The 20,010-nt window shown below is 57.3% G+C and carries 24 protein-coding genes; 16 read left to right on the forward strand and 8 right to left on the reverse strand.

The window, feature by feature from the left end; all coding sequences use genetic code 11:
• Positions 1-37: 37 nt before the first annotated feature.
• From V7730_RS05075 to V7730_RS05125, 11 genes are all read left to right on the forward strand, one after another.
• The gene (locus tag V7730_RS05075; protein ID WP_335746509.1) at positions 38-475 is read left to right on the forward strand and encodes a tellurite resistance TerB family protein; all 438 of its coding nucleotides are present in this window, start codon (positions 38-40) and stop codon (positions 473-475) included.
• A 29-nt stretch (positions 476-504) separates the two neighbouring features.
• Positions 505-939: a tellurite resistance TerB family protein gene (locus V7730_RS05080; protein ID WP_335746510.1), complete on the forward strand. Its 435-nt coding sequence runs from the start codon at positions 505-507 to the stop codon at positions 937-939.
• Positions 940-1,049: 110 nt separating this feature from the next.
• On the forward strand, positions 1,050-1,826 hold the full coding sequence (locus V7730_RS05085) for an ABC transporter ATP-binding protein (protein ID WP_335746511.1): 777 nt from the start codon (positions 1,050-1,052) through the stop codon (positions 1,824-1,826).
• A gap of 31 nt (positions 1,827-1,857) precedes the next feature.
• Positions 1,858-2,595 (forward strand): transporter substrate-binding domain-containing protein, encoded by a 738-nt coding sequence (locus V7730_RS05090; protein ID WP_335746512.1) that lies wholly within the window; start codon positions 1,858-1,860, stop codon positions 2,593-2,595.
• 108 nt (positions 2,596-2,703) lie between these two features.
• Positions 2,704-3,585: an ABC transporter permease gene (locus V7730_RS05095; protein WP_335746569.1), complete on the forward strand. Its 882-nt coding sequence runs from the start codon at positions 2,704-2,706 to the stop codon at positions 3,583-3,585.
• Between the two features lie 160 nt (positions 3,586-3,745).
• A complete protein-coding gene (locus V7730_RS05100; protein ID WP_335746513.1) occupies positions 3,746-4,552 on the forward strand; it encodes an ABC transporter permease in 807 nt (268 codons plus the stop codon).
• A 97-nt stretch (positions 4,553-4,649) separates the two neighbouring features.
• The gene (locus tag V7730_RS05105) at positions 4,650-5,984 is read left to right on the forward strand and encodes a glutamine synthetase family protein (protein ID WP_335746514.1); all 1,335 of its coding nucleotides are present in this window, start codon (positions 4,650-4,652) and stop codon (positions 5,982-5,984) included.
• Positions 5,985-5,988: 4 nt separating this feature from the next.
• The gene (locus tag V7730_RS05110) at positions 5,989-6,672 is read left to right on the forward strand and encodes a type 1 glutamine amidotransferase (protein WP_335746515.1); all 684 of its coding nucleotides are present in this window, start codon (positions 5,989-5,991) and stop codon (positions 6,670-6,672) included.
• Complete coding sequence (locus V7730_RS05115) at positions 6,672-8,030, forward strand: glutamine synthetase family protein (RefSeq protein WP_335746516.1); 1,359 nt, start codon at positions 6,672-6,674, stop codon at positions 8,028-8,030. Before V7730_RS05110 ends, V7730_RS05115 begins: the two co-directional genes overlap by 1 nt.
• A 36-nt stretch (positions 8,031-8,066) precedes the next feature.
• Positions 8,067-9,371 carry an NAD(P)/FAD-dependent oxidoreductase gene (locus V7730_RS05120; protein ID WP_335746517.1) on the forward strand — a complete coding sequence of 435 codons (1,305 nt, stop codon included), beginning with the start codon at positions 8,067-8,069 and terminating at the stop codon, positions 9,369-9,371.
• A gap of 108 nt (positions 9,372-9,479) precedes the next feature.
• Positions 9,480-10,640, forward strand: a complete 1,161-nt coding sequence (locus V7730_RS05125; protein ID WP_335746570.1) for a DegT/DnrJ/EryC1/StrS family aminotransferase — start codon at positions 9,480-9,482, stop codon at positions 10,638-10,640.
• A 90-nt stretch (positions 10,641-10,730) separates the two neighbouring features.
• Here V7730_RS05125 and phaR read toward each other — a convergent pair whose 3' ends face one another.
• The 3 genes from phaR to V7730_RS05140 form a co-directional block, all read right to left on the reverse strand.
• Complete coding sequence (phaR, locus tag V7730_RS05130) at positions 10,731-11,279, reverse strand: polyhydroxyalkanoate synthesis repressor PhaR (protein WP_335746518.1); 549 nt, start codon at positions 11,277-11,279, stop codon at positions 10,731-10,733.
• A 136-nt stretch (positions 11,280-11,415) separates the two neighbouring features.
• Positions 11,416-11,865 (reverse strand): phasin family protein, encoded by a 450-nt coding sequence (locus V7730_RS05135; RefSeq protein ID WP_335746519.1) that lies wholly within the window; start codon positions 11,863-11,865, stop codon positions 11,416-11,418.
• A 175-nt stretch (positions 11,866-12,040) separates the two neighbouring features.
• Positions 12,041-13,846: a PHA/PHB synthase family protein gene (locus V7730_RS05140; RefSeq protein ID WP_335746520.1), complete on the reverse strand. Its 1,806-nt coding sequence runs from the start codon at positions 13,844-13,846 to the stop codon at positions 12,041-12,043.
• 112 nt (positions 13,847-13,958) lie between these two features.
• On the opposite strand from V7730_RS05140, the gene phaZ reads away from it, so the two are divergent.
• Together phaZ and V7730_RS05150 are read left to right on the forward strand one after the other, a co-directional pair.
• Positions 13,959-15,239, forward strand: a complete 1,281-nt coding sequence (phaZ, locus tag V7730_RS05145; RefSeq protein ID WP_335746521.1) for a polyhydroxyalkanoate depolymerase — start codon at positions 13,959-13,961, stop codon at positions 15,237-15,239.
• 7 nt (positions 15,240-15,246) lie between these two features.
• Entirely contained in the window at positions 15,247-15,813 is a 567-nt protein-coding gene (locus V7730_RS05150) for a DUF6151 family protein (protein WP_335746522.1), read from the forward strand.
• A gap of 1 nt (position 15,814) precedes the next feature.
• Here the strand turns inward: V7730_RS05150 and V7730_RS05155 are convergent, their stop codons facing one another.
• The 4 genes from V7730_RS05155 to V7730_RS05170 form a co-directional block, all read right to left on the reverse strand.
• A complete protein-coding gene (locus V7730_RS05155; protein ID WP_335746523.1) occupies positions 15,815-16,525 on the reverse strand; it encodes an alpha/beta fold hydrolase in 711 nt (236 codons plus the stop codon).
• 66 nt (positions 16,526-16,591) lie between these two features.
• Complete coding sequence (locus tag V7730_RS05160; protein WP_335746571.1) at positions 16,592-17,200, reverse strand: hypothetical protein; 609 nt, start codon at positions 17,198-17,200, stop codon at positions 16,592-16,594.
• A 17-nt stretch (positions 17,201-17,217) separates the two neighbouring features.
• Complete coding sequence (locus tag V7730_RS05165) at positions 17,218-17,643, reverse strand: VOC family protein (RefSeq protein ID WP_335746524.1); 426 nt, start codon at positions 17,641-17,643, stop codon at positions 17,218-17,220.
• Between the two features lie 37 nt (positions 17,644-17,680).
• On the reverse strand, positions 17,681-18,433 hold the full coding sequence (locus V7730_RS05170; protein WP_335746525.1) for an alpha/beta hydrolase: 753 nt from the start codon (positions 18,431-18,433) through the stop codon (positions 17,681-17,683).
• 122 nt (positions 18,434-18,555) lie between these two features.
• Here V7730_RS05170 and V7730_RS05175 point away from each other — a divergent pair, with 122 nt between their 5' ends.
• The 3 genes from V7730_RS05175 to V7730_RS05185 all read left to right on the forward strand — a co-directional run bounded on the left by V7730_RS05175 (position 18,556) and on the right by V7730_RS05185 (position 19,741).
• A complete protein-coding gene (locus tag V7730_RS05175; RefSeq protein WP_335746526.1) occupies positions 18,556-18,705 on the forward strand; it encodes a helix-turn-helix domain-containing protein in 150 nt (49 codons plus the stop codon).
• 15 nt (positions 18,706-18,720) lie between these two features.
• Complete coding sequence (locus V7730_RS05180; protein WP_335746527.1) at positions 18,721-19,314, forward strand: SRPBCC domain-containing protein; 594 nt, start codon at positions 18,721-18,723, stop codon at positions 19,312-19,314.
• Between the two features lie 73 nt (positions 19,315-19,387).
• Entirely contained in the window at positions 19,388-19,741 is a 354-nt protein-coding gene (locus V7730_RS05185) for an MAPEG family protein (RefSeq protein WP_335746528.1), read from the forward strand.
• Here V7730_RS05185 and V7730_RS05190 read toward each other — a convergent pair.
• Positions 19,738-19,968: a hypothetical protein gene (locus V7730_RS05190; RefSeq protein WP_335746529.1), complete on the reverse strand. Its 231-nt coding sequence runs from the start codon at positions 19,966-19,968 to the stop codon at positions 19,738-19,740. The genes V7730_RS05185 and V7730_RS05190 overlap by 4 nt on opposite strands.
• Positions 19,969-20,010: the final 42 nt, after the last annotated feature.

Here is a 20,010-nt window from a genome sequence, read left to right on the forward strand (position 1 = left end):
TTTGGCAAACTGCTCCATCTCGGTTAACAGAAGCCCCATGTTAGAACGCCTTTTCCCGCGCCGCGCGCCCTTGCCCCGCCCCTTGCCACAACCCAATGCGCAGCTTGCGCTTGGGGCGCTTCTGGTGCGTGTGGCATTGGCGAACCGTCAGTATCTCGCTTCAGAGGTTGCGCAGATTGACCGCACCCTTGCCGCAACGTTCAAGCTCAAGCAGCTGGACGCAGCCAAGCTGCGGGCCGAGTGCGAAGCGCTGGAGCGTCACGCCCCTGGCACGCCTGAATTTACAAAAATCCTGCGCGACGAAGTGGCCTATACCGACCGCAAAGCATTGGGCGATGCGATGTGGCTTGTTGCCATGGCCGATGGCCGACGCGACGAGGATGAAGAGCTGCAGCTTTTGGCGATCGAGACGGCCCTTGGCCTAACCGACGAAGACATCGAGAACGCGCGCAAAAACGCGCTTGGCGATTTGTAATGACAGCAGAACGGCCTAAATAATCAAATATGTTTGCAGATTTTCTCAAAAGGCTGACAGATCCAGCCCCCGCCCAATTGCCCGACACCGATGCGCGTCTGGCCCTGACTGCTTTGCTGGTGCGCGTTGCACGCTCTGATCATAACTATACCGGCGCTGAAAGATCACGGATTCAGGGTATTATCAGTGCCCGCTACGGTCTGGACGACAACGCCCGCGATGCGCTCCTGAGCGACGCCGAGACGTTGGAGACTGAGGCGCCCGACACTGTCCGCTTCACCAGATCCATCAAAGATGCGGTGCCCTACGATGAGCGCCTCGCAGTGGTAGAGGCGCTGTGGAAGGTCGTGCTGGCCGATGGCGCACGCGCCAAAGAAGAGGATGCGCTGCTACGGCTGGTCGCAAACCTGTTGGGCATCACCGATATGGACAGCGCACAGGCCCGAAAACGCGTTGAAGGCTGAAAAATTCGGCTGACCTAACGATAGGTCAACCGGTCACTTCCCATTCCGCGTTGCATGTCTTGCGATTTTCGCGTCATATTCGCGGTGCAACAACGATAGATGGCCAAGAAGTGACCACAGAAGTCCCAGTAATCGAGATTCGCAACCTTCACAAAGCCTATGGCGCACTGGAGGTTCTAAAGGGCGTCAGCATTGCTGCCCCCAAAGGGCATGTGATTTCCCTGATAGGGTCTTCCGGCTCTGGCAAGTCAACATTGCTGCGCTGCTGTAACTTGCTTGAAGATAGCCAGCAGGGTGACGTCCTGTTCAAGGGAGAGCCGGTCACTTGGCGCGGCGCGGGCCACGGCCGCCGCCCATCCGACCCAAAACAGGTGCTGCGCATCCGTACGAACCTCAGCATGGTATTCCAGCAATTCAACCTTTGGGCCCATATGACCATCCTGCAAAATGTCATGGAAGCGCCCCTTACCGTTTTGGGCCGCGACCGCGCCGAGGTTGAGGCCGCCGCCCGCGCCTATCTTGATAAAGTGGGTATCGGGGACAAATGCGATGTCTACCCTGCGCAACTTTCAGGTGGCCAACAACAGCGCGCCGCCATTGCACGCGCGCTGTGCATGGAACCCGAAGCCCTGCTGTTTGACGAACCCACCTCGGCGCTGGACCCCGAGTTGGAGCAGGAAGTCGTCAAGGTGATCAAGGATCTCGCCGCTGAAGGGCGTACAATGATGATCGTGACGCACGATATGAAATTGGCCGCTGATGTGTCTGACACAGCTGTGTTCCTGCATCAGGGGCTGATCGAAGAACAAGGGAGCCCAGAGACACTGTTCGGCGCACCCAAATCAGAGCGACTGCGCGGGTTCCTTTCGGCAACCCACGCCGCATAAACCGTAAACGGTATCACTTGGGAGAGACCACATGAAAAAGATTATCCTCGCGACTGGCGCGCTGGCGCTGACAGTCGGCTTCGCCTTTGCAGATGGCCACGGAAAAACCATCCGCATGGGCACCGAAGGCGCCTACCCCCCCTATAACTTCATCAACGACGCCGGCGAAGTTGACGGCTATGAGCGCGAAGTCGGCGACGAGCTGTGCAAGCGCGCCGAGCTGACTTGCGAATGGGTCACAAACGAGTGGGACAGCATCATCCCGAACCTCACATCCGGCAACTATGATACCATTATCGCTGGCATGAGCATCACGGACGAGCGTGAGCAGGTGATCGACTTCACCCAGAACTACATCCCACCAGCCTCCTCTGCTTATGCGGCGCTGTCTGCCGATGCAGACCTGACGGGTGGCGTGATCGCAGCGCAGACCAGCACAATTCAGGCAGGCTACGTTGCCGAAAGCGGTGCGACCTTGCTGGAATTCGCAACTTATGACGAAACCGTTGCTGCCGTGCGTAATGGCGAAGCCGACGCGGTATTTGCTGACAAAGACGCACTGGTGCCAGCGATTGACGAATCCGCCGGCGAATTGGTGTTTGCTGGTGATGACGTGCAGCTGGGCGGCGGCGTAGGCATGGGCCTGCGTGAAAGCGACCCCGAGCTGAAAGCAAAATTCGACGCGGCTATCACTTCCATGAAGGAAGACGGCACATTGAACGCAGCAATCATCAAATGGTTCGGCGAAGAAGCAACCGTTTACGAATAAGTCCTGCACAATACGAAGGGGCGCAGCATCTCGCGCCCCTTCTTTATTCTGTCAGTAAACTCGACTATTGCGGCCCCTACCGGCCCCCTTATCCAAAAGAGCGTGCCCATTTTTAGCTATTGCGCCGATCCTTCCCAGATTGAGGGCCTGAAATGGCTCAGCTGCTACCTAACGACAGGCAAGCACCTCAATCTCTATTGGTCCTTACTCACGGTGCTTGCCCTCTTGGCCATCACCGCCCCTACAGCACTGGCGTTCGGCTTTTTCGGCGCTTCGGCGGCGCGGTCACGGATCGCGCCCCTGCGCTGGATCGGCAAGACGTACATTGCGGTTGTGCGCGGCGTGCCCGATATCGCCTTTTTCCTGTTTTTCGTGATCGCCCTTGATCAGGGGATCGAATTCCTGCGCCACAAGGCGCTCTGCTCCGATTGGGACCAGCCGATCCGTCAGGGCAATGATTTTCTGGTGTGTCAGGCCGCGAAGATGCCACTTGGATCCTCGCCACAATGGGTGCATGAGATCTACGGCTTCTCCCTAGCGGTCCTGACCTTCGCCATTGTATTTGGCGCTTTCGCTGCAAACGTGCTGTTTGGTGCCATGCGCGCCGTGCCGCACGCCCAACTTGAGACCGCCGAGGCCTACGGTATGTCCCCTCGCCAGATATTCCGCCGCGTGCTGGTCCCGCAGATGTGGGTCTACGCGTTGCCCGGTCTTGGTAATCTGTGGATGGTGCTGATCAAGGCCACGCCATTGCTGTTCTTACTTGGTGTCGAGGACATCGTTTATTGGGCGCGAGAGCTTGGCGGCTCCAAAACCACCCGGTTTACCGATTACCCCCATCCGGACTGGCGCATGTGGTACTTCCTTGGTCTGCTGGTTTTCTATCTGATCTTCACCCGTATCTCCGAAATCGTCATTGCACGTTTGATGCAACGTCTGACCGTTGGTCAGGCCACCACCGGCGGCGAAGCGCAAAGGAAAATGGCTTGATTGGTAATTTGCTTATCACAGGGGCATACCCTGCATCGGCCGCGTTGCTCTTGCCGGAGCAACGGGCAACTGCGCTTTGCGTTCTTTCTGCACTGTGGGCCGAACGGGCATCCTTCGGATACCCTGCCTCGGCCGCGTTGCTCCTGCCGGAGCAACGGGCATGAGCTGCATTCAAACCATTCAGGATTACGGCCTACGCGCCATCGGCATCGGCGAGCGGTTGCTCCCCCGCGAAGACTTTACCCTGTGTGAGCAGTTTACCCTGATCGGCTCGGGCATGATCTGGAACGTTTACTTCGGTCTGACGGCGCTGGTCTTGGGGTTCTTTTTTGCCACCGCGCTTGCGCTCGGCAAGGCGAGCACGAACAGACTTCTGCGCAAACCATCCGAATGGTTCATCTTCATCTTTCGGGGCTCGCCGCTGTTCATCCAGTTCTTCTTTGCCTACTTCGTATTTCTCAGCCTCAAGTCGATGTCTCCGGTGTTTGACACTTTCACCTCTGCATGGCTGGGCGCGGCAATTGTGCTTTTCTTCAACACATCCGCCTATTCCGCTGAGATTTTCTACGGTGCGCTGCAATCCATACCTAAAGGGGACGTAGAGGCCGCCGATGCCTATGGATTAAGCGGTTGGGCCCGTTTCAAGCGGGTGATCTGGCCCACCATGCTGCGCCTTGCCTGGCCCGCCTACACAAATGAGGCGATCTTTCTATTTCACGCGACGACGCTGGTCTATATCTCCAGTTTTCCTGCGTGGCAGCAACGTGGCGATGCGCTATATTACGCGAGCTATTTCGCAGATAAAACGTTCAATCCGTTCATCCCCTACCCGATCCTTGCGGGCTATTTTATTGTTCTAACGCTTGTGGTTATCTCGGTTTACGGGCTCGTGAACCGGCGGCTAAATCGTCATCTTCCCGCCGAGCGGAGGCAAAAAATACGCTTGCGCCCCAATCTGATACGGTAGTAAGCATAATTTGATCAAAAACCCGCGGCGCTGGCCGCAGGCGTCGGATGCGCTCAATCGAGCGTGCTGTCATGGCCAGCGCACCAAATGGTGACCTATGCATAACTGGCTTCGAAAACATCCCAACGTCCGCACAATCCGCGTGGCTGCCGCCGATCTTAATGGAGTGGCCCGCGGCAAACGTATTCCCACACGCTTTGCAGACAAAATCACGCAGGATGGCACACGCTTTCCTCTTTCGGTGCTTAACCTCGATATCTGGGGTGAGGATATTGAAGACAGCCCGCTTGTTTTCGACAGTGGTGACCGCGACGGCGTTCTGCGCCCGACTGAACGGGGCTTTATGCCGATGCCATGGCTTGAAGCGCCCTCTGGCCTGCTGCCTATCTGGATGTTCCACGAAGATGGCCGTCCTTATGCCGGCGATCCGCGCCACGCGCTGCGCGCCGTGTTGGAGCGGTTCAAGGCACGTGGCCTGACACCTGTCTGCGCGGTCGAGCTTGAATTCTTCCTGATCGACGACTCAGGCCGCAAGCTGCAGGTTCCTCTTAGCCCGCGTTCAGGCAAACGGCGCAAGGGTGCCGAGACGCTGAGCATCCGAGCGCTCGACCAGTTCGATGAATTCTTCACCGATCTCTATGACGGCTGCGAGGAAATGGACATTCCCGCTGATACCGCCATCTCTGAGGCTGGTCTTGGCCAGTTCGAGATCAACATGATGCATTGTGACGATGCCCTGCGCGCCGCCGATGATGCATGGCTGTTCAAAATGCTGGTGCGCGGCCTTGCACGTCGCCACGGCTTTGCCGCCAGCTTTATGGCAAAACCATACGCCGACTACCCAGGCTCTGGCCTGCACACGCATTTCTCGGTGCTGGACACCGAGGGCAACAATGTCTTCGACAACGGTGGGCCGGAAGGCACTGACGTCATGCGCCACGCGGTTGCCGGATGCCTTGAGGCGATGGCGGGGTCCGCGCTGATCTTTGCGCCGCACGCCAACAGCTTTGAGCGGATGGTACCGGGCAGCCACGCGCCAACTGGCGTCAGTTGGGCATATGAGAACCGCACTTCGTCCATCCGCATCCCTTCAGGCTCCAGCGCTGCGCGCCGGATTGAACACCGAGTTTCGGGCGGCGATGTGAACCCCTATCTGATGCTGGCCGCCGTGCTAGGCTCTGCCATCAATGGCATCGAGGACGGCAAAGAGCCCCCCGCCCCCATCACTGGCAACGCTTATGCTGCTGAATTGCCGCAAATCCCGAACACATGGCAAAGCGCCATCGACGCATTCGAAAAAGATGCGGCTGTTGCCCGCATCTTTCCGCCGGAGCTGATCCAGAACCTTGTTCTGACCAAGCGGCAGGAGTTACATTATATGGAAGAGCTCAGCCTGGCCGAACAGGTCGAAATTTATCTGGATACGGTGTGACCCAATGAAAATAGGTATCCTGCGCACAGGCCATTCCCCCGAAGGCATGATCGAGACCATGGGAAATTACGATGTCATGTTCGAGCGCATGCTCGACGGTAATGACTTTGAGTTTCAGACCTTCTCCGTGGTGGACGGTGAGTTTCCAGCTGGCCCGCAAGACGCGGACGGCTGGCTCATCACCGGCTCCAAACACGGTGCCTATGAGGATCACGACTGGATCCAGCCGCTGGAAACGTTGATCCGCGAGATAAGCGTCACCGGTAAACCGATGATTGGCGTGTGCTTTGGTCACCAGATCATCGCGCAGGCACTTGGCGGCAAGGTAGCTAAATTTGATGGCGGCTGGTCTGTGGGCCGCACCGAATACACGCTGGACGGCAAGCCCGTCGCGCTTAATGCGTGGCATCAAGATCAGGTGGTTGAGCTGCCCGGAAGTGCCCGCGTGGTCGGATCGTCTGACTTCTGCGCCAACGCCATGCTTACTTATGGTGACAACATCTGGACCGTCCAGCCGCACCCCGAATTCAGCAGCGAATTTCTCGACGGCCTGATCCGGACGCGTGGCAAGGGCGTTGTGCCTGACGACCAGCTCGAGGCCGCCAGCAGCACCTTAGCGCTCCCCCTAAACAACACAGATATCGCCGCGCATATGGCGCAATTTTTCAAAAGCAAAGCGAGGGCCTAATGGCCGATTGGAAAGACCAGCTGCCTGAGGCGGCCAGAAACTACCTCAAAGACCGCAATCTGGACGAGGTGGAATGTATTATTCCAGACCTCCCCGGCATTGCCCGTGGCAAAGCTGTTCCAGCATCCAAGTTCGCGCGGCAAGACAGCTTTCACCTGCCCGACAGCATCTTTTACCAGACTATCACTGGCAACTGGGGCGAAGCCGCCGGCGATGAGGGCTTTATCGAGCGTGACATGATCCTGCGCCCAGATATGACAACTGCCACAGCCGCGCCATGGACTGGTGACTGGACGCTGCAAGTGATCCACGATGCCTATGACCGCGATGGCAATGTTGTGCCGTTCAGCCCGCGCAACGTGCTCAAACGAGTGGTTGACCTTTACCACGCCGAAGGTTGGGAGCCTGTGGTCGCGCCTGAGATGGAATTTTACCTCACCGCACGGAACCTCGATCCGGCGCAGGAAATCAAACCGATGATGGGCCGCTCCGGGCGTCCGGCAGCGGCGCGACAGGCCTATTCGATGACCGCCGTGGATGAATTCGGCCCTGTGATCGACGATATCTACGACTTTGCCGAAGCGCAGGGATTCGAGATCGACGGGATCACCCAAGAAGGTGGCGCTGGTCAGCTTGAGATCAACCTGCTGCATGGTGATCCGGTCAAGCTGGCGGATGAAGTATTCTATTTCAAACGTCTGATCCGCGAAGCCGCCATGCGCCATGATTGCTACGCCACATTCATGGCCAAACCGATCGAGGATGAGCCGGGTTCGGCAATGCATGTGCACCACTCGGTGCTGGACATCAAAACCGGCAAGAACATGTTCTCGAATGCGGATGGCAGCGAGACGGAGCCATTTATGCACTTCATCGCAGGGCTTCAGAACCACATGCCCGCAGCATTGGCCGTGATCGCGCCCTATGTGAACAGCTACCGGCGCTATGTGAAAGATCACGCCGCCCCGATCAATCTGGAATGGGGTCGGGATAACCGCACCACAGGCATCCGCGTGCCAATCTCAAGCTCCAATGCACGGCGCGTAGAAAACCGTCTGGCGGGGATGGATTGCAACCCCTATCTGGGCATCGCAGCCTCGCTTGCTTGCGGGTATCTCGGCATGAAAGAAGGCAAGATGCCGCTGCCGGAATTCAAGGGCGATGCCTATGATGGCGAAGGCGATATCCCCCGCACCATGGGTGAAGCGCTGGATATCTTCAGCGAGGCGACTGCCCTGCACGAGGTTCTGGGACCGGATTTCGCCCGTGTCTACGGCATTGTGAAAACTGCCGAGTACGACGAGTTCTTGCAGGTCATCTCCCCTTGGGAGCGTGAGCATTTATTGCTGAACGTCTAATCCCGCCTCGGCGGGGTTTTTTAGAAGGCTGTCCTGATGAACCTGCTTTTTGCCAACGACAAACGTGGCGCGTATCCGCCCAGCTGGTATGCCGCGACGGCCACGTCGCTTGCGCCCTTTGAGCCTCTTAAGGGCGCGCACAAGGCGGATATTTGTGTGATTGGCGCAGGCTATACGGGCCTGACGGCAGCGCTGCATCTGGCGCAGGCAGGGCGCGATGTCGTTCTGCTGGACGCCCAGCGCGTCGGGTTTGGTGCGTCGGGGCGCAATGGCGGGCAGCTTGGCTCCGGTCAGCGGATGGAACAGGACGCGCTTGAGGCACTGATGGGTGATCCCGAGGCTGCAAAGCTGTGGGATCTGGCAGAGGATGCCAAAGCGCTGGTCAAATCGCTGATCGCTGAACATGGGATCGACTGCCACCTGAAACCCGGTGTGGCGTGGACAAGCTCAACCGCTGGCGATGTGCGGCACTTGCATGACTACGCCGACCATCTGGCCCGCAAATACAGCTACGACCAGATTGAAACACTGGACAATACGGCGCTGCAATCAGTCTGCCCCTCGCCCGACTATCGCGGTGGTATTCTGGACATGGGGGCCGCGCACCTGCACCCACTCAACTACGTGCTTGGCCTTGCACGCGCCGCCGCAGCCGCAGGCGTGCGGATACATGAGCGCAGCGCCGTGCACCATATCGACGAAGGCACGCCAGCCACCGTGCGCACCGACGGGGGCCACGTTGTCGCCGATCATGTGATCCTTGCCTGCAACGGGTATCTGGGCGGGCTGAACCGGCGCGTCGCTGCCCGCGTGATGCCAATCAACAACTTCATTGTGGCGACCGAGCCTTTGGGCGCACGGGTCAAAGACATCCTGCCGCGCGATGTGGCCGTGGCTGACAGCCGGTTTGTGGTCAACTATTTCCGTCTCAGCCATGATGGTCGGCTGTTGTTTGGTGGTGGCGAAAGCTATGGCTATCGCTTCCCCACCGATATTGCCGCAAAGGTACGCAAACCGATGTCTGTGGTGTTCCCTTCCCTGTCGGACGTGAAGATCGACTATGCATGGGGCGGCACTCTTGGCATCACGATGAAACGGTTGCCCTATTTGGTGCGGTTGGGGGCTAATATGCTCTCGGCATCAGGGTATTCTGGTCACGGCGTCGGCACAGCCACCCATGCAGGGCAGCTGATGGCGCGCGCCATTGAGGGCGACGGCGACGGCTTTGACACGCTTGCCGCGCTGCCCAGCATGCCTTTCCCAGGCGGACCCGCCATGCGCTCTCCTCTGTTAGTGCTGGCAATGAGCTGGTACGCGCTTCGGGACAAGCTCGGCGTTTAAGGGCCTGTTTTACATTACCGTTACCAAACCGTGCTTGCCACTGCGGCCCGCTGATTTATGCTGCGCAAAAGAAACCGATCAGGATTATGACCATTGAATAGCCCAGATATGCACAGCGCCGAAGCACTTCCCGAAAGCTTGCGCGCCGAAGTAGACAGGTTGCTCAGCAGTGGTGATCTGTTCCGCTACACCGCTGACAGCGGATCGCCAGCGACCCTACTTGAGGCTGAGTTCGCGGAAATGATGGGCAGCCGCTTCGCCCTTGCAGTGTCATCATGCTCGGCCGCCTTGTTCCTATCGCTCAAAGCGCTTGATCTGCCGCGAGATGCGCGCGTTCTGATCCCCGGCTTTACCTTTGCAGCTGTCCCGTCCGCGGTAATCCATGCCGATTGCCTGCCTGTGCTTTGCGAAGTAGGCGATAATTACCGCATCGACATCGAGGATTTCAAAGCCAAACTGCCTGACGTTCAGGCTGTGATCATCAGCCACATGCGCGGCCACACATCGGATATGGATGCGATCATGGCGCTGTGTGAGGCAGCAGACGTTCCTGTGATCGAGGACGCGGCCCACAGCCTTGGCACCACGTGGCACGGGCGCAATATTGGCACCATGGGTAAAATCGGCTGTTTCTCGTTCCAAAGCTATAAGATGATCAATGCAGGCGAAGGCGGCATTCTTATCACCGACGATGCCGATTTGGTGGCGCGTGCCATCATCATGTCCGGCGCCTATGAGCATAACTGGAAGAAGCACCCTGTGTTGCAGGACGCCTTTGCGCGCCACCAGAACAAGCTGCCGCTCTACAACCTGCGCCTCAACAATCTGTCGGCGACCCTTGCGCGTGCACAACTGCCCGAGCTGCCGCGCCGTATTGCAGATGGCCTGCGCAACCATGATCTGGTTGCGGCCAGATTGGCGGCCTCCCCATATATCGAGGTGCCTGCGCCGCTTCCTCCGGAAGTACGCGCGCCGGATTCGATCCAATTCAACCTCACGGGCCTATCAGATGAGACAGTCCGCGCCTTTGCGGCAACCGCAGCGGCGTCGGGCATCAAGGTTCAGGTGTTCGGTCAAAGCGCGGATAATGCGCGTGCGTTCTGGAACTGGCAGTTCATTCCCAACCTGCCGGAACTGCCTTCGACCCGCGCTATGCTGATGCGCGCCTGCGATGTACGGCTGCCGGTCCACTTCACGACTGAGCACTGCGAAAACATCGCGGCTGTCCTGCTGGCAGCAATGGAAAAAGTCACCAAAGACGCCGCCTGATCCGGGCCGTCACACATATTACGGGAATGTCGCTGCGCAAGCGGCGGCAGGATTATCGCCCATGGCATTCCTGCCACGGGCTGCGAAGTGTTACTTTAACTTCGACAACTTATCCTGAAGCTCTGCCAGTTGGCGCTTGATCGCGGCCAGATCTTCATTGCTCTCGGGTTGGGCCCCTTCAGGTCCTGGGCCAGTCTTACCGGGCCAAGTGCCTGTCATGGCCTTCATGAAGGCCTCTTGCTGCGCCTGCATAGCATCAAACCCGGGCATCTTGGCGATCGGGTTCAGCGTGGTCATGTTTTCCATCACCTTGGCCTGCCCGTCCCGAAGCATCGCGAATGACTGCTGGAGGAATTCAGGCACAACGCTGACCTTGCCAGTCATATAACTGCGCACCAGATCATTGAGCACGTCGACAGGCAAAACGCTTTCGCCGCGGCTCTCGTGCTCCGCAATGATCTGCAACAGATATTGACGCGTCAGATCGTCGCCAGATTTCAGATCAACGATCTGGACCTCGCGACCGTCACGGATGAAACCCGCGATATCTTCAAGCGTCACGTAGTCGCTCGTTTCGGTGTTGTAGAGGCGCCTGCTGGCGTATCTCTTGATCAGAAGGGGTTTGCCCGTATCTGCCACGTAAGTTCCTCCGCAAAAGATGTGCTGCAGTGCAGCCTAGACGCCGCTTTCGCAAAAAGAAAGGGTGAGCTGCATGCAGCTCACCCTTCCTTTAACCAATGCTTCCGCGAAGAAGCAGGCAGTCTGGTATCCAGACTTACTTAGCTGTCGCTTTTTTCGCAGCGGCTTGAACGTCGCCGGATACTTTAGACATAGCTGTTGTTGCTTCATCGGACATGTCTTTGCCAGCAGCCATCATCAGTTCAACTGTTTCCATCTGAACTTTTTTCGCAACTTCAGCGAAAGCAGCCATGTGCTCTGCAGCAGCTTCGGAGTAAGCTGTCGCGAAGTCTGTCATTGCTTTTGCGTAGTCAGCAGGCTCGGACTTTGCTTTTGCCATGTCGGACAGTTTTGCAACTGTGTCTTTGGTCCACTTGGAAGAAATCTCTGTGGATTTCTCAACTGCTGTCAGGGCAACGCCGGACAGTTTTTCGTTCAGTGTGGCGGATGTTTTGAAAGATGCTTCCATGGAAGTAGTATCCACTGGGAATGCGCCCATCATGTCTTTGAGCATCGCCGTCATATCAGGTGTTTTTGCGTTAGCCATTATAGTCATCCTTTGTTTGCATCTTCAGGGCATGATCGCCCTTTTAGAATTACTGCATGCCCTAGGGTCACCCAAGTGCTGCGTCTGCAAACAATATATATGCTGCAGCGCAGCATTGCAAGCTTTTTCTGCACTGCAGCATCCAGTTATTGCGGTGCTAAAACTACTTTCAAAATCAGCCCCTTGCCTTTACGGCAACATAGGTTCCCGGCGCGTCGCACAAAATTTCTTGCCCGCCTTCACCCGGAATTCGGGCGGGAATCACCGCACCTGACTGCTTGCGTAGCCACTTTTCCCACCGTGGCCACCAAGAGCCTTCGGTGAAAGTGGCTCCTTCAAGCCAGTCCGCGTGATCCAGTGTCAGGTCCTTGTTGGTATAATGGCCGTATTTGCCTTTGCTGGGTGGATTTACGATCCCTGCGATGTGCCCTGACTGGGTCATGATGAAGGTCTTGTCCTTGCTGCCCATCAACTGGACGCCACGATAGCTGTCCTTCCACGGCGCGATATGATCGGTCTCACAGGCAATGGCACAAAGCGGCACGTCGACTTCGTCCAGTACCAGATGGTGACCGCAAAGATCATAACCGCCATCTGCCAGCTCATTACGCTGACATAGGCCGCGTAGGTATTGCACAGCCATTTTGGCCGGCAGATTGGCACCATCCCCGTTCCAGTAAAGCAGATCAAACGCAGGAGGAGTTTCCCCCATCATATAGCTTTTGACAGCTGGGCCGTAGACCAGATCATTCGACCGCAGGAACGAAAAGGTCCGCGCCATCACGATAGAGGGCAGGATGCCTTTGTCTTCTGTCTCCGCCACGATCCCGTCGATAAAGTCATCGGTAAGGAACGGCTGGAATTCACCCTGATCCGAGAAATCCGTGAGCGCGGTAAAGAAGGTCGCTGATTTGACAGTGTCATCGCCGCGTTGCTTGAGCAGCGACAGCGTCAGGCTCAATGTTGTACCGGCAATACAATAGCCCACCGCATTCACGTGCTTCTCGCCGGTGATCGCCTTCACCTGATCAAACGCCTCGACGTAGCCATCCAGCACATAGTCTTCCATACCGACATCGCGGTAGGATTTATCCGGATTGACCCAGCTGACCATGAACAAAGTGTAGCCTTGATCGACTACCCACTTCACGAAAGAGTTCTGCGCCTTGAGGTCCAGAATGTAGAACTTGTTGATCCAGGGCGGGAACACCACAAGCGGGGTGCCGTGTACTTCTTCAGTTGTGGGACTGTACTGGATCAGCTCGAACATGCGGTTACGGAACACCACCTTGCCCGGCATGGTGGCGATGTTGCCGCCAAGCTCGAACGCGTCTTCATCCGCCAAGCGTACGATCAACTCACCGTTGTTGGCCTCCAGATCAGAGATCAGGTTTTCCAGTCCCTTGATCAGGCTCTCGCCTTCCGTCTCGACCGCACGCTGCAGAGCGTCGGGGTTGGTCGGCAGAAAATTGGTCGGGCTCATCATGTCGATGATCTGCCGTGAGAAGTATTTCAGCCGCTTTTTCTCGTGCGGCTCCATGTCTTCTACGTCTTCCACGGCCTGTGCCAGCGCTTCGGAATTCCGCATGTATTGCTGTTTGACGAAGTTGAAATACGGATGCTGCTCCCACAGGGGGTTGGAGAACCGGCGGTCAGTGCCAGTGCGGTCTTGGGGCGCTGAAAGTGTCCCCTTTGACAGGGCTTGCTGGGCTTCGACAAAATGGGTCAGCGACTTGGTCCAATACTCCAGCTGATGCTCGATCAGTTTGGCAGGATTGGTCATAGCCTCTTGCATGTAGGCCTTTGCAGCTTTGGTAAAAAGCTCCTGATTCGGCCCGTCTAACGATGACTGATGTGTATTTCTGTTGGCCAATACCGAGGTCAGACGCTCTCGAAGCGCTTCGACTTTGCTCAGGTTTTCTGTCATTCGGGCAAGGGCCTCGGCCGATGGTTGACCAGTGTCTGAGGAATTTGTTGTCATCTTAAGGCTTCCGTCCTATGTTTGCACCTGCAGCATTTTCGCATGGCGGGCCATTTCAGACGCCCCGGCGTCAGTGTAGCCCGAATTTGGGTTTTGAGACAGGAGTTCCGCAATGCGCTTTATGGCATCTTACGATATGATGGAAACAATCCGAAACACTAATCAGTGGCTCGGTGCTTCTGCTACAGCAATGGCCTCCTACCCTGCCTTATCTATGTTCCCCAATCCCGCCCTCGAGTGGATGAGCGCATGGGGCGAAGTGACTGAACGGACGTTCAGCCGGATGGTGGTAAAACCTGACTGGAACATCCCCCCTTTCGTAGGCGCCAATGGCACCGACCGTCTTGTATCAACTCAAGTCGAGATCAACGGACCGTTTGGCGATCTGCTGCACTTCAAGGTGCAAGGCCGCACCCAAAAGCGCCGCAAAGTTCTGCTGGTGGCGCCGATGTCTGGTCACTATGCGACCCTGCTGCGGTCAACCGTGATCAGCCTGCTGCCCGATTGTGATCTCTACATCACCGATTGGCACAATGCGCGCGACATTCCCGTCAGCGCAGGCAAGTTCGATATCGAAGACTACACAATGCATCTGGTGGACTACATGCGCCACCTCGGCCCGGATTCCCACGTGATTGCCGTGTGTCAGCCTGCTCCGCTGACCCTTGCTGCGACTGCATACCTAGCAGAAGAAGATCCGGCTGCGCAGCCCCGCTCGCTCACGCTGATTGGTGGTCCGATTGATCCAAGTGCCGCGCCGACCGAAGTAACCGATTTCGGTCATTCCGTGACGATGGGCCAGCTTGAGCAATCCATGATCCAGCGCGTCGGCTTCAAACACGCAGGGGTGGGCCGCAAGGTTTATCCTGGCCTGTTGCAGTTGTCCTCGTTCATCTCGATGAATACCGAAACGCACCGTGACGCGTTCGTCAATCAGATCCAGCGGGTCGCCAAAGGCGAAGCGCACGAGCATGATAAGCATAACAAGTTCTATGATGAATACCTTGCTGTGATGGACATGCCTGCGGAATTCTACCTCTCGACCGTTGATCGCATTTTCAAGAACGGCGAGATCGCCAAGAACGAATTTGTTGTTAACGGCAAGAAAGTCGACATGGGCAAGATCACTACCGTTGCGGTCAAAACGGTTGAGGGCTCGAAAGACGATATCTCGGCGCCCGGTCAATGTATTGCCGCGCTGGCGCTTTGCACGGGCTTGCCCGACAGCAAGAAAGCAAGCCATGTTGAAGAAGGCGCCGGTCACTACGGCATCTTTGCCGGCAAAAGCTGGCGCACCAATATCCGTCCACTGGTGCTGAACTTCATTGATGCCAATGACATCAAAGATGATGCGGATGCCAAACCGGCGGCCAACAAGAACGCGGCGGCCTAATCTCGCTATGACTGACGTGCCCTTCTCTTGCCCCTGTGGCGAGGTGAAGGGCACGTTGTATGGCGCAGCCCCGACATCCGGCAACCATGTGCGTTGCTGTTGTTCGGCCTGCCGCGCCGCGGTTCTTTACACCACAGGCGTTGACCTAGAAGATCACGGTGTCGAACTATATCAAACCACGCCTGATAAGATCAGTTTTCAGCACGGACAAGACAAACTGGCAGTCTTCTTCTCACCGAAAAAGCTGCTGCGATTTCGCGTGTCCTGCTGTGGCGCGCCTTTGTTCACGATGCTACCAACCCCGAAATTCGCGCTGACCGGTGTGATGACAAATCTTCTGGCGGACAAAACCGCCATTGGACCCGTCGCAATGGAGGCGTTCATCCCGCAACCGGACGGATCGTCCAAACACAGCTCTGTCATGCGGCTATATGGCGGAACGATGTGGCGCGCACTGGTTGCACGCGTGACGGGGCGCTGGAAGCAGACACCCTTCTTTGATGTCGATACGGGCAGGCCTGTGGCAGAGGTCTATATCCCCACCGCAGAAGAACGCGCGCGTCTGCCGCTTTGATCTATTGAAGCACGTAAGGCTGGGCGAGCCATTCGCGCAGGGCGGCTGTGGTCTCTTCGGGCTGTTCCAGCGTCGGCAGGTGGCCTGCGTTATCCAACACACGTAACTTAGCATATGGTATCAATTCAGCCATAAATTCATGGCGTTTGACGGGGCATAGCGTGTCATAGGCGCCGCACATCACCAGCGCCGGCACCTTGCAGCGGCGCAGCGTGGCTTGCTGGTCTTTGCGGCGTTGCATGGCCCGCGCTTGACGGATGTAGATTTCCGGCCCCAGCGTGCGTGCCATCTCCATCACCAGCCCCAAAACCTCGCCTCGGTAGGGACCGGGGGCAAGAGTACTTGCCCCAATCTCGGAACGCATCACCTCATCCAGACGACCGGAGCGAACCTTTACGATCATCGGCTCACGATTGGCGGCAACGACGGGCGTTTCGGCCAACGGGTGCGTGTCAATCAAAGCGATGCGGCTGACTCTATCCGGTGCGCGACGCATGATTTCCATCGCCACCACACCGCCCATAGATAGACCCGCCAGCGCAAAACGCTTTGGCAGGATATCCAGCAAGCCGGACGCGATCTCTTCGATCCGCTCACCTTGGGTCACGGGTGCCACCATGACGGCTGTATCATTTGACAGCTCGGCAATCTGCGGCCCGAACAGGCGCGCATCGCACATCATTCCCGGCAATAGAACCAGTGGCTCTTTCATAGGGGTGCCTCACTCCGGTTGCCCTGCCCCGTGTGCATGCCGTGCCACGCCTGCAGGTGCAAGCCCTCAGGGCTTGGCAATGCCGCGTAATGGGGGGAAATCCGCGTATCGTGCTTGTCGGGCAGACGGATCTTCCGAAGGGTCATAACCCGCTCGCAGCAGCGTGCCACGCGGTGCGATATAGCTGGATATGGTGCGCAGCGGCGCAGGTCGCCAAACCAGATTGAAAGCCGCCAGTTTCGGGAAAAACCACATCTCAGAGTACGGCAGATGATCATGCACCCACCACGCCAGATCGCGCCAGTCCCGCCCCTGTGCGTATTGATCGGCGAACCATGGGATCACGATTGAGGCCCCCGCAATCGGCCGGTCGGGCCAATCCCAGATATGGCATTCAATCGGATTGTCACTGCGTGCACAGTTCAGGCGGTTTTCATTGCCGTAAGTGTTAAGCGCTGCAGACCGGTAGCCTGAGCGCACCGCAACGCGGCCAAAGGTTTCTTCCAACGGGTCAAGCAATTCTTGGCACAGGTCACTGCCGTGACGGATCGCCAGATCAGGCGTGTCAGGGATGTTGGGCACCCCGTGAAATGCGCTGATCTCGCTCATCAGAAAATCACGCATGTAGAAGTGTTTGGACAATCGCACGCGGCCAAGGGTCTCAAGGCTCCACATGCTGGCCGGTTTGCGCATCAATAGCCGTTCCAGCGGAAAGCACCGTCCAGGGAAAGGGTGGAAAAGGGATTGTGCGCGACCTCCCAGATCGTGCCTTCGGGGTCTGCGAAATAGCCAATGTGACCGCCCCAAAAAACATCTCCCGCAGGCCGCAGAATTTTCCCTCCCACTGCTTTTGCGCTTGCAAGAAGAGGCGCCACTTCCTCCTTTGTGCGTACGTTATAGGAGAGTGTGGACGCACCGCGCCCCAGCGCATCAACAGGCATCCCGATGTCCTCGGCCAGCTTTTCAATCGGGTAAAGACCCAGCGTTTGGCCGATCAATTCAAAAGCAATCACGCCGTCCCGCGCCTCGACCCGTTCCCAGCCCAGCGCCTCATAGAAGGTGGCGATGCTCTCCATATCGCGCACGCCAAGGGTGATCAGGCTGATCCGTTGGTCCATGATGAAGCACTCCTAATCTAGTTTGGTGTTACGGGCGCTATATCACACCAGCGAGAACATCCTTCACGGCCTGCTCAATCAGCGCGAGGCATGGTCCGTCAGAGAACCGGTGATCTGCATCTTTGACCAGCAATAGCTGCATGTCGGGGCTGGCCGCATGTTCCAGAAGTCGCGTTGCAGTGGCCACACTTACCGCAGTGTCGGCAGTGCCTTGCAACATGCGCACGCAAAACGGCAGCTCAAGCGGATCGCGCAGCACCAGATGGTTGCGTCCATCCTCAACCATACGCCGTGTCACCACATAGGGCTCCATGTAATCCGAAGGCAGCTCGACCCTGCCCTGCTCCTGTAGCTGCGTCTTTTGGGCTTCGTCAAAGCCTGCCCACCAGCCGTCTTCGGTGAAATCCGGCGCTGCGGCGATGGTGACCAGACCTGCCAAACGCTCTGGCCGCGCGCGGGCCAAGAGCAGCGCCTGCCAGCCGCCCATGCTTGATCCCACAGGCACAATCGCATCTTCGGTCAGCGCATCTACGGCGGCCAGTGTGTCAACGTGCCAGTCCCCGATGCAGGTTTCTTCAAACGTGCCAGAGGACTGGCCATGGCCCGAATAGTCAAACCGTAGAAACGCACGCCCCTCGGCACGCGCCCAATCCTCTAAATGCACCGCTTTGGTGCCTTCCATATCGGATTTCAGCCCGCCCAGAAACACCACACAGGGCCCTTCCCCTTCGGTCAAATGGTAAGCGATAAGCCGCCCCTGCGCTGTCTCAAGATATGATGGATCTGACATATGCACCCCCGCAAAATTTGGCGCGATCATGCGCAGCCGCTGGCTGGAGAGCAACCGCAGGCACAAAATAAATTAGGTTACCATATTATCACGTGACTACATGGTCACCTTTAAGCGATTCTATGGACTTGGTTTTCAAAGCTCTCTCAGACCCTGCCCGCCGCACCTTGCTGGAGGCATTGCGCCAGCGTGACGGGCAATCATTGGCAGAACTGACAGAGTTGCTGGATATGTCGCGCTTTAGCGTGATGAAGCATCTGGGCGTACTGTAAGACGCCGGCCTGATCGTGACCCGCAAGGTTGGACGGTTCAAATACCACTACCTCAACGCCGTCCTCCTCCAACAAGTCATGGACCGCTGGATCGAGCCCTTGCTCGTTAAACCGGCGGCCCGAGCGGTGCTGAACCTGAAATTACAACTCGAAGGAACCACACCCATGCAAGACAAGATAACGAAGCCCGACTTTATGATGCAGACATTTATCCACTGCACCCAGGTTGCGCTGTGGGACGCGCTGAGCGATCCCGACCAGATGGCAGCCTACCATTTCATGTGCGACCGCGTGGACGGCACTGCGCAAGAGGGTGGGCAAATGGCGTGGATACGCGCGGACGACTCTACCATGTTGACCCAGACCGCTACGAAAGTAACCCCCAAGACCCGCATTAAAGCCACGTTCGAGCCGCTATTTTTCGGACCGGATGCGCCTGCGTCACGCATGGCGTTCGAGATCGGAGCGCAAGGGCCTTTCTGCAAACTGACCATTCTGCATTATGACATTCCCGAAGGGCAGGATGGCGTTGCTGAGAGGTGGGCGCGCCTAGCCGCCTCGCTCAAATCCTGGTTGGAGACAGGCACCCCCGTGAAGATGGAGATGTAGGACGGCTTTTCCAACAGAGCTGGGCATTCTTGCCTGACTGATGATCCTCGCCGCTTCGCTGTGAATCCCTTACGTGACCGGCATCAACTCGGCATCCGAAGGAAGTTTACCCGCTGATGCGCCAGACGGTTTCGTTCGGATCAGCAATCCGGCGCTGCACCGTCCGTGGGTTCAGCGGGCTTACCGCGCGCATCTCAATCTGCTCGAACAGACCATGCCCTTTGCCGTGCTGGTGCTGCTGGTGGACCGATTGGACGGGTTCACCGCCCTCACCTACTGGACCGCGATCGCGTTCTTTTGGCTGCGTGTGGCCCATGCCGTCGGCTACATCATCGGAACCGCACGCCTGCCATTGCGCCCGCTGATTTTTCTGGGCGGCTGGCTTTGTTGTTCAATCATGGCCGCAGCAGTCATTATGGCAGCCTAGCCGCCGACGTAAGGCTCTTTGCTAGGCCGAAAGAATACCTTCTGATTGTGAAGGCGGCCCAGCAAATCATCGATATCGCGTATATGATCGTCGCCCTCAACTTCGGGCAGCAACGCGCGTGATCCTTCGCGACCCAGCGACAGGTCACGTTTGACCACGTTCAGGGCAGCTTCGATCAGGTCGATATCGCCGAGAGTGAGGTCGAAATTCCGGTTGTATTTAGACATTTGGTGACCTTTCAGTGATACTGTGATTGTGCCTCAGCAATG

Source organism: Sulfitobacter sp. (genome assembly GCF_036961165.1).
In the GTDB taxonomy this organism is placed as follows: Bacteria; Pseudomonadota; Alphaproteobacteria; order Rhodobacterales; family Rhodobacteraceae; genus Sulfitobacter.

What these genes read in the sequence shown, in the direction of transcription:
- V7730_RS05075 (WP_335746509.1), top strand. Translation starts at nt 38, where the DNA reads ATGTTAGAACGCCTTTTCCCGCGCCGCGCGCCCTTGCCCCGCCCCTTG.
- V7730_RS05080 (WP_335746510.1), top strand. Translation starts at nt 505, where the DNA reads ATGTTTGCAGATTTTCTCAAAAGGCTGACAGATCCAGCCCCCGCCCAA.
- V7730_RS05090 (WP_335746512.1), top strand. Translation starts at nt 1,858, where the DNA reads ATGAAAAAGATTATCCTCGCGACTGGCGCGCTGGCGCTGACAGTCGGC.
- V7730_RS05100 (WP_335746513.1), top strand. Translation starts at nt 3,746, where the DNA reads ATGAGCTGCATTCAAACCATTCAGGATTACGGCCTACGCGCCATCGGC.
- V7730_RS05105 (WP_335746514.1), top strand. Translation starts at nt 4,650, where the DNA reads ATGCATAACTGGCTTCGAAAACATCCCAACGTCCGCACAATCCGCGTG.
- V7730_RS05110 (WP_335746515.1), top strand. Translation starts at nt 5,989, where the DNA reads ATGAAAATAGGTATCCTGCGCACAGGCCATTCCCCCGAAGGCATGATC.
- V7730_RS05115 (WP_335746516.1), top strand. Translation starts at nt 6,672, where the DNA reads ATGGCCGATTGGAAAGACCAGCTGCCTGAGGCGGCCAGAAACTACCTC.
- V7730_RS05120 (WP_335746517.1), top strand. Translation starts at nt 8,067, where the DNA reads ATGAACCTGCTTTTTGCCAACGACAAACGTGGCGCGTATCCGCCCAGC.
- V7730_RS05125 (WP_335746570.1), top strand. Translation starts at nt 9,480, where the DNA reads ATGCACAGCGCCGAAGCACTTCCCGAAAGCTTGCGCGCCGAAGTAGAC.
- V7730_RS05135 (WP_335746519.1), bottom strand. Translation starts at nt 11,865, where the DNA reads ATGGCTAACGCAAAAACACCTGATATGACGGCGATGCTCAAAGACATG.
- V7730_RS05140 (WP_335746520.1), bottom strand. Translation starts at nt 13,846, where the DNA reads ATGACAACAAATTCCTCAGACACTGGTCAACCATCGGCCGAGGCCCTT.
- phaZ (WP_335746521.1), top strand. Translation starts at nt 13,959, where the DNA reads ATGCGCTTTATGGCATCTTACGATATGATGGAAACAATCCGAAACACT.
- V7730_RS05150 (WP_335746522.1), top strand. Translation starts at nt 15,247, where the DNA reads ATGACTGACGTGCCCTTCTCTTGCCCCTGTGGCGAGGTGAAGGGCACG.
- V7730_RS05155 (WP_335746523.1), bottom strand. Translation starts at nt 16,525, where the DNA reads ATGAAAGAGCCACTGGTTCTATTGCCGGGAATGATGTGCGATGCGCGC.
- V7730_RS05160 (WP_335746571.1), bottom strand. Translation starts at nt 17,200, where the DNA reads ATGTGGAGCCTTGAGACCCTTGGCCGCGTGCGATTGTCCAAACACTTC.
- V7730_RS05165 (WP_335746524.1), bottom strand. Translation starts at nt 17,643, where the DNA reads ATGGACCAACGGATCAGCCTGATCACCCTTGGCGTGCGCGATATGGAG.
- V7730_RS05170 (WP_335746525.1), bottom strand. Translation starts at nt 18,433, where the DNA reads ATGTCAGATCCATCATATCTTGAGACAGCGCAGGGGCGGCTTATCGCT.
- V7730_RS05175 (WP_335746526.1), top strand. Translation starts at nt 18,556, where the DNA reads ATGGACTTGGTTTTCAAAGCTCTCTCAGACCCTGCCCGCCGCACCTTG.
- V7730_RS05190 (WP_335746529.1), bottom strand. Translation starts at nt 19,968, where the DNA reads ATGTCTAAATACAACCGGAATTTCGACCTCACTCTCGGCGATATCGAC.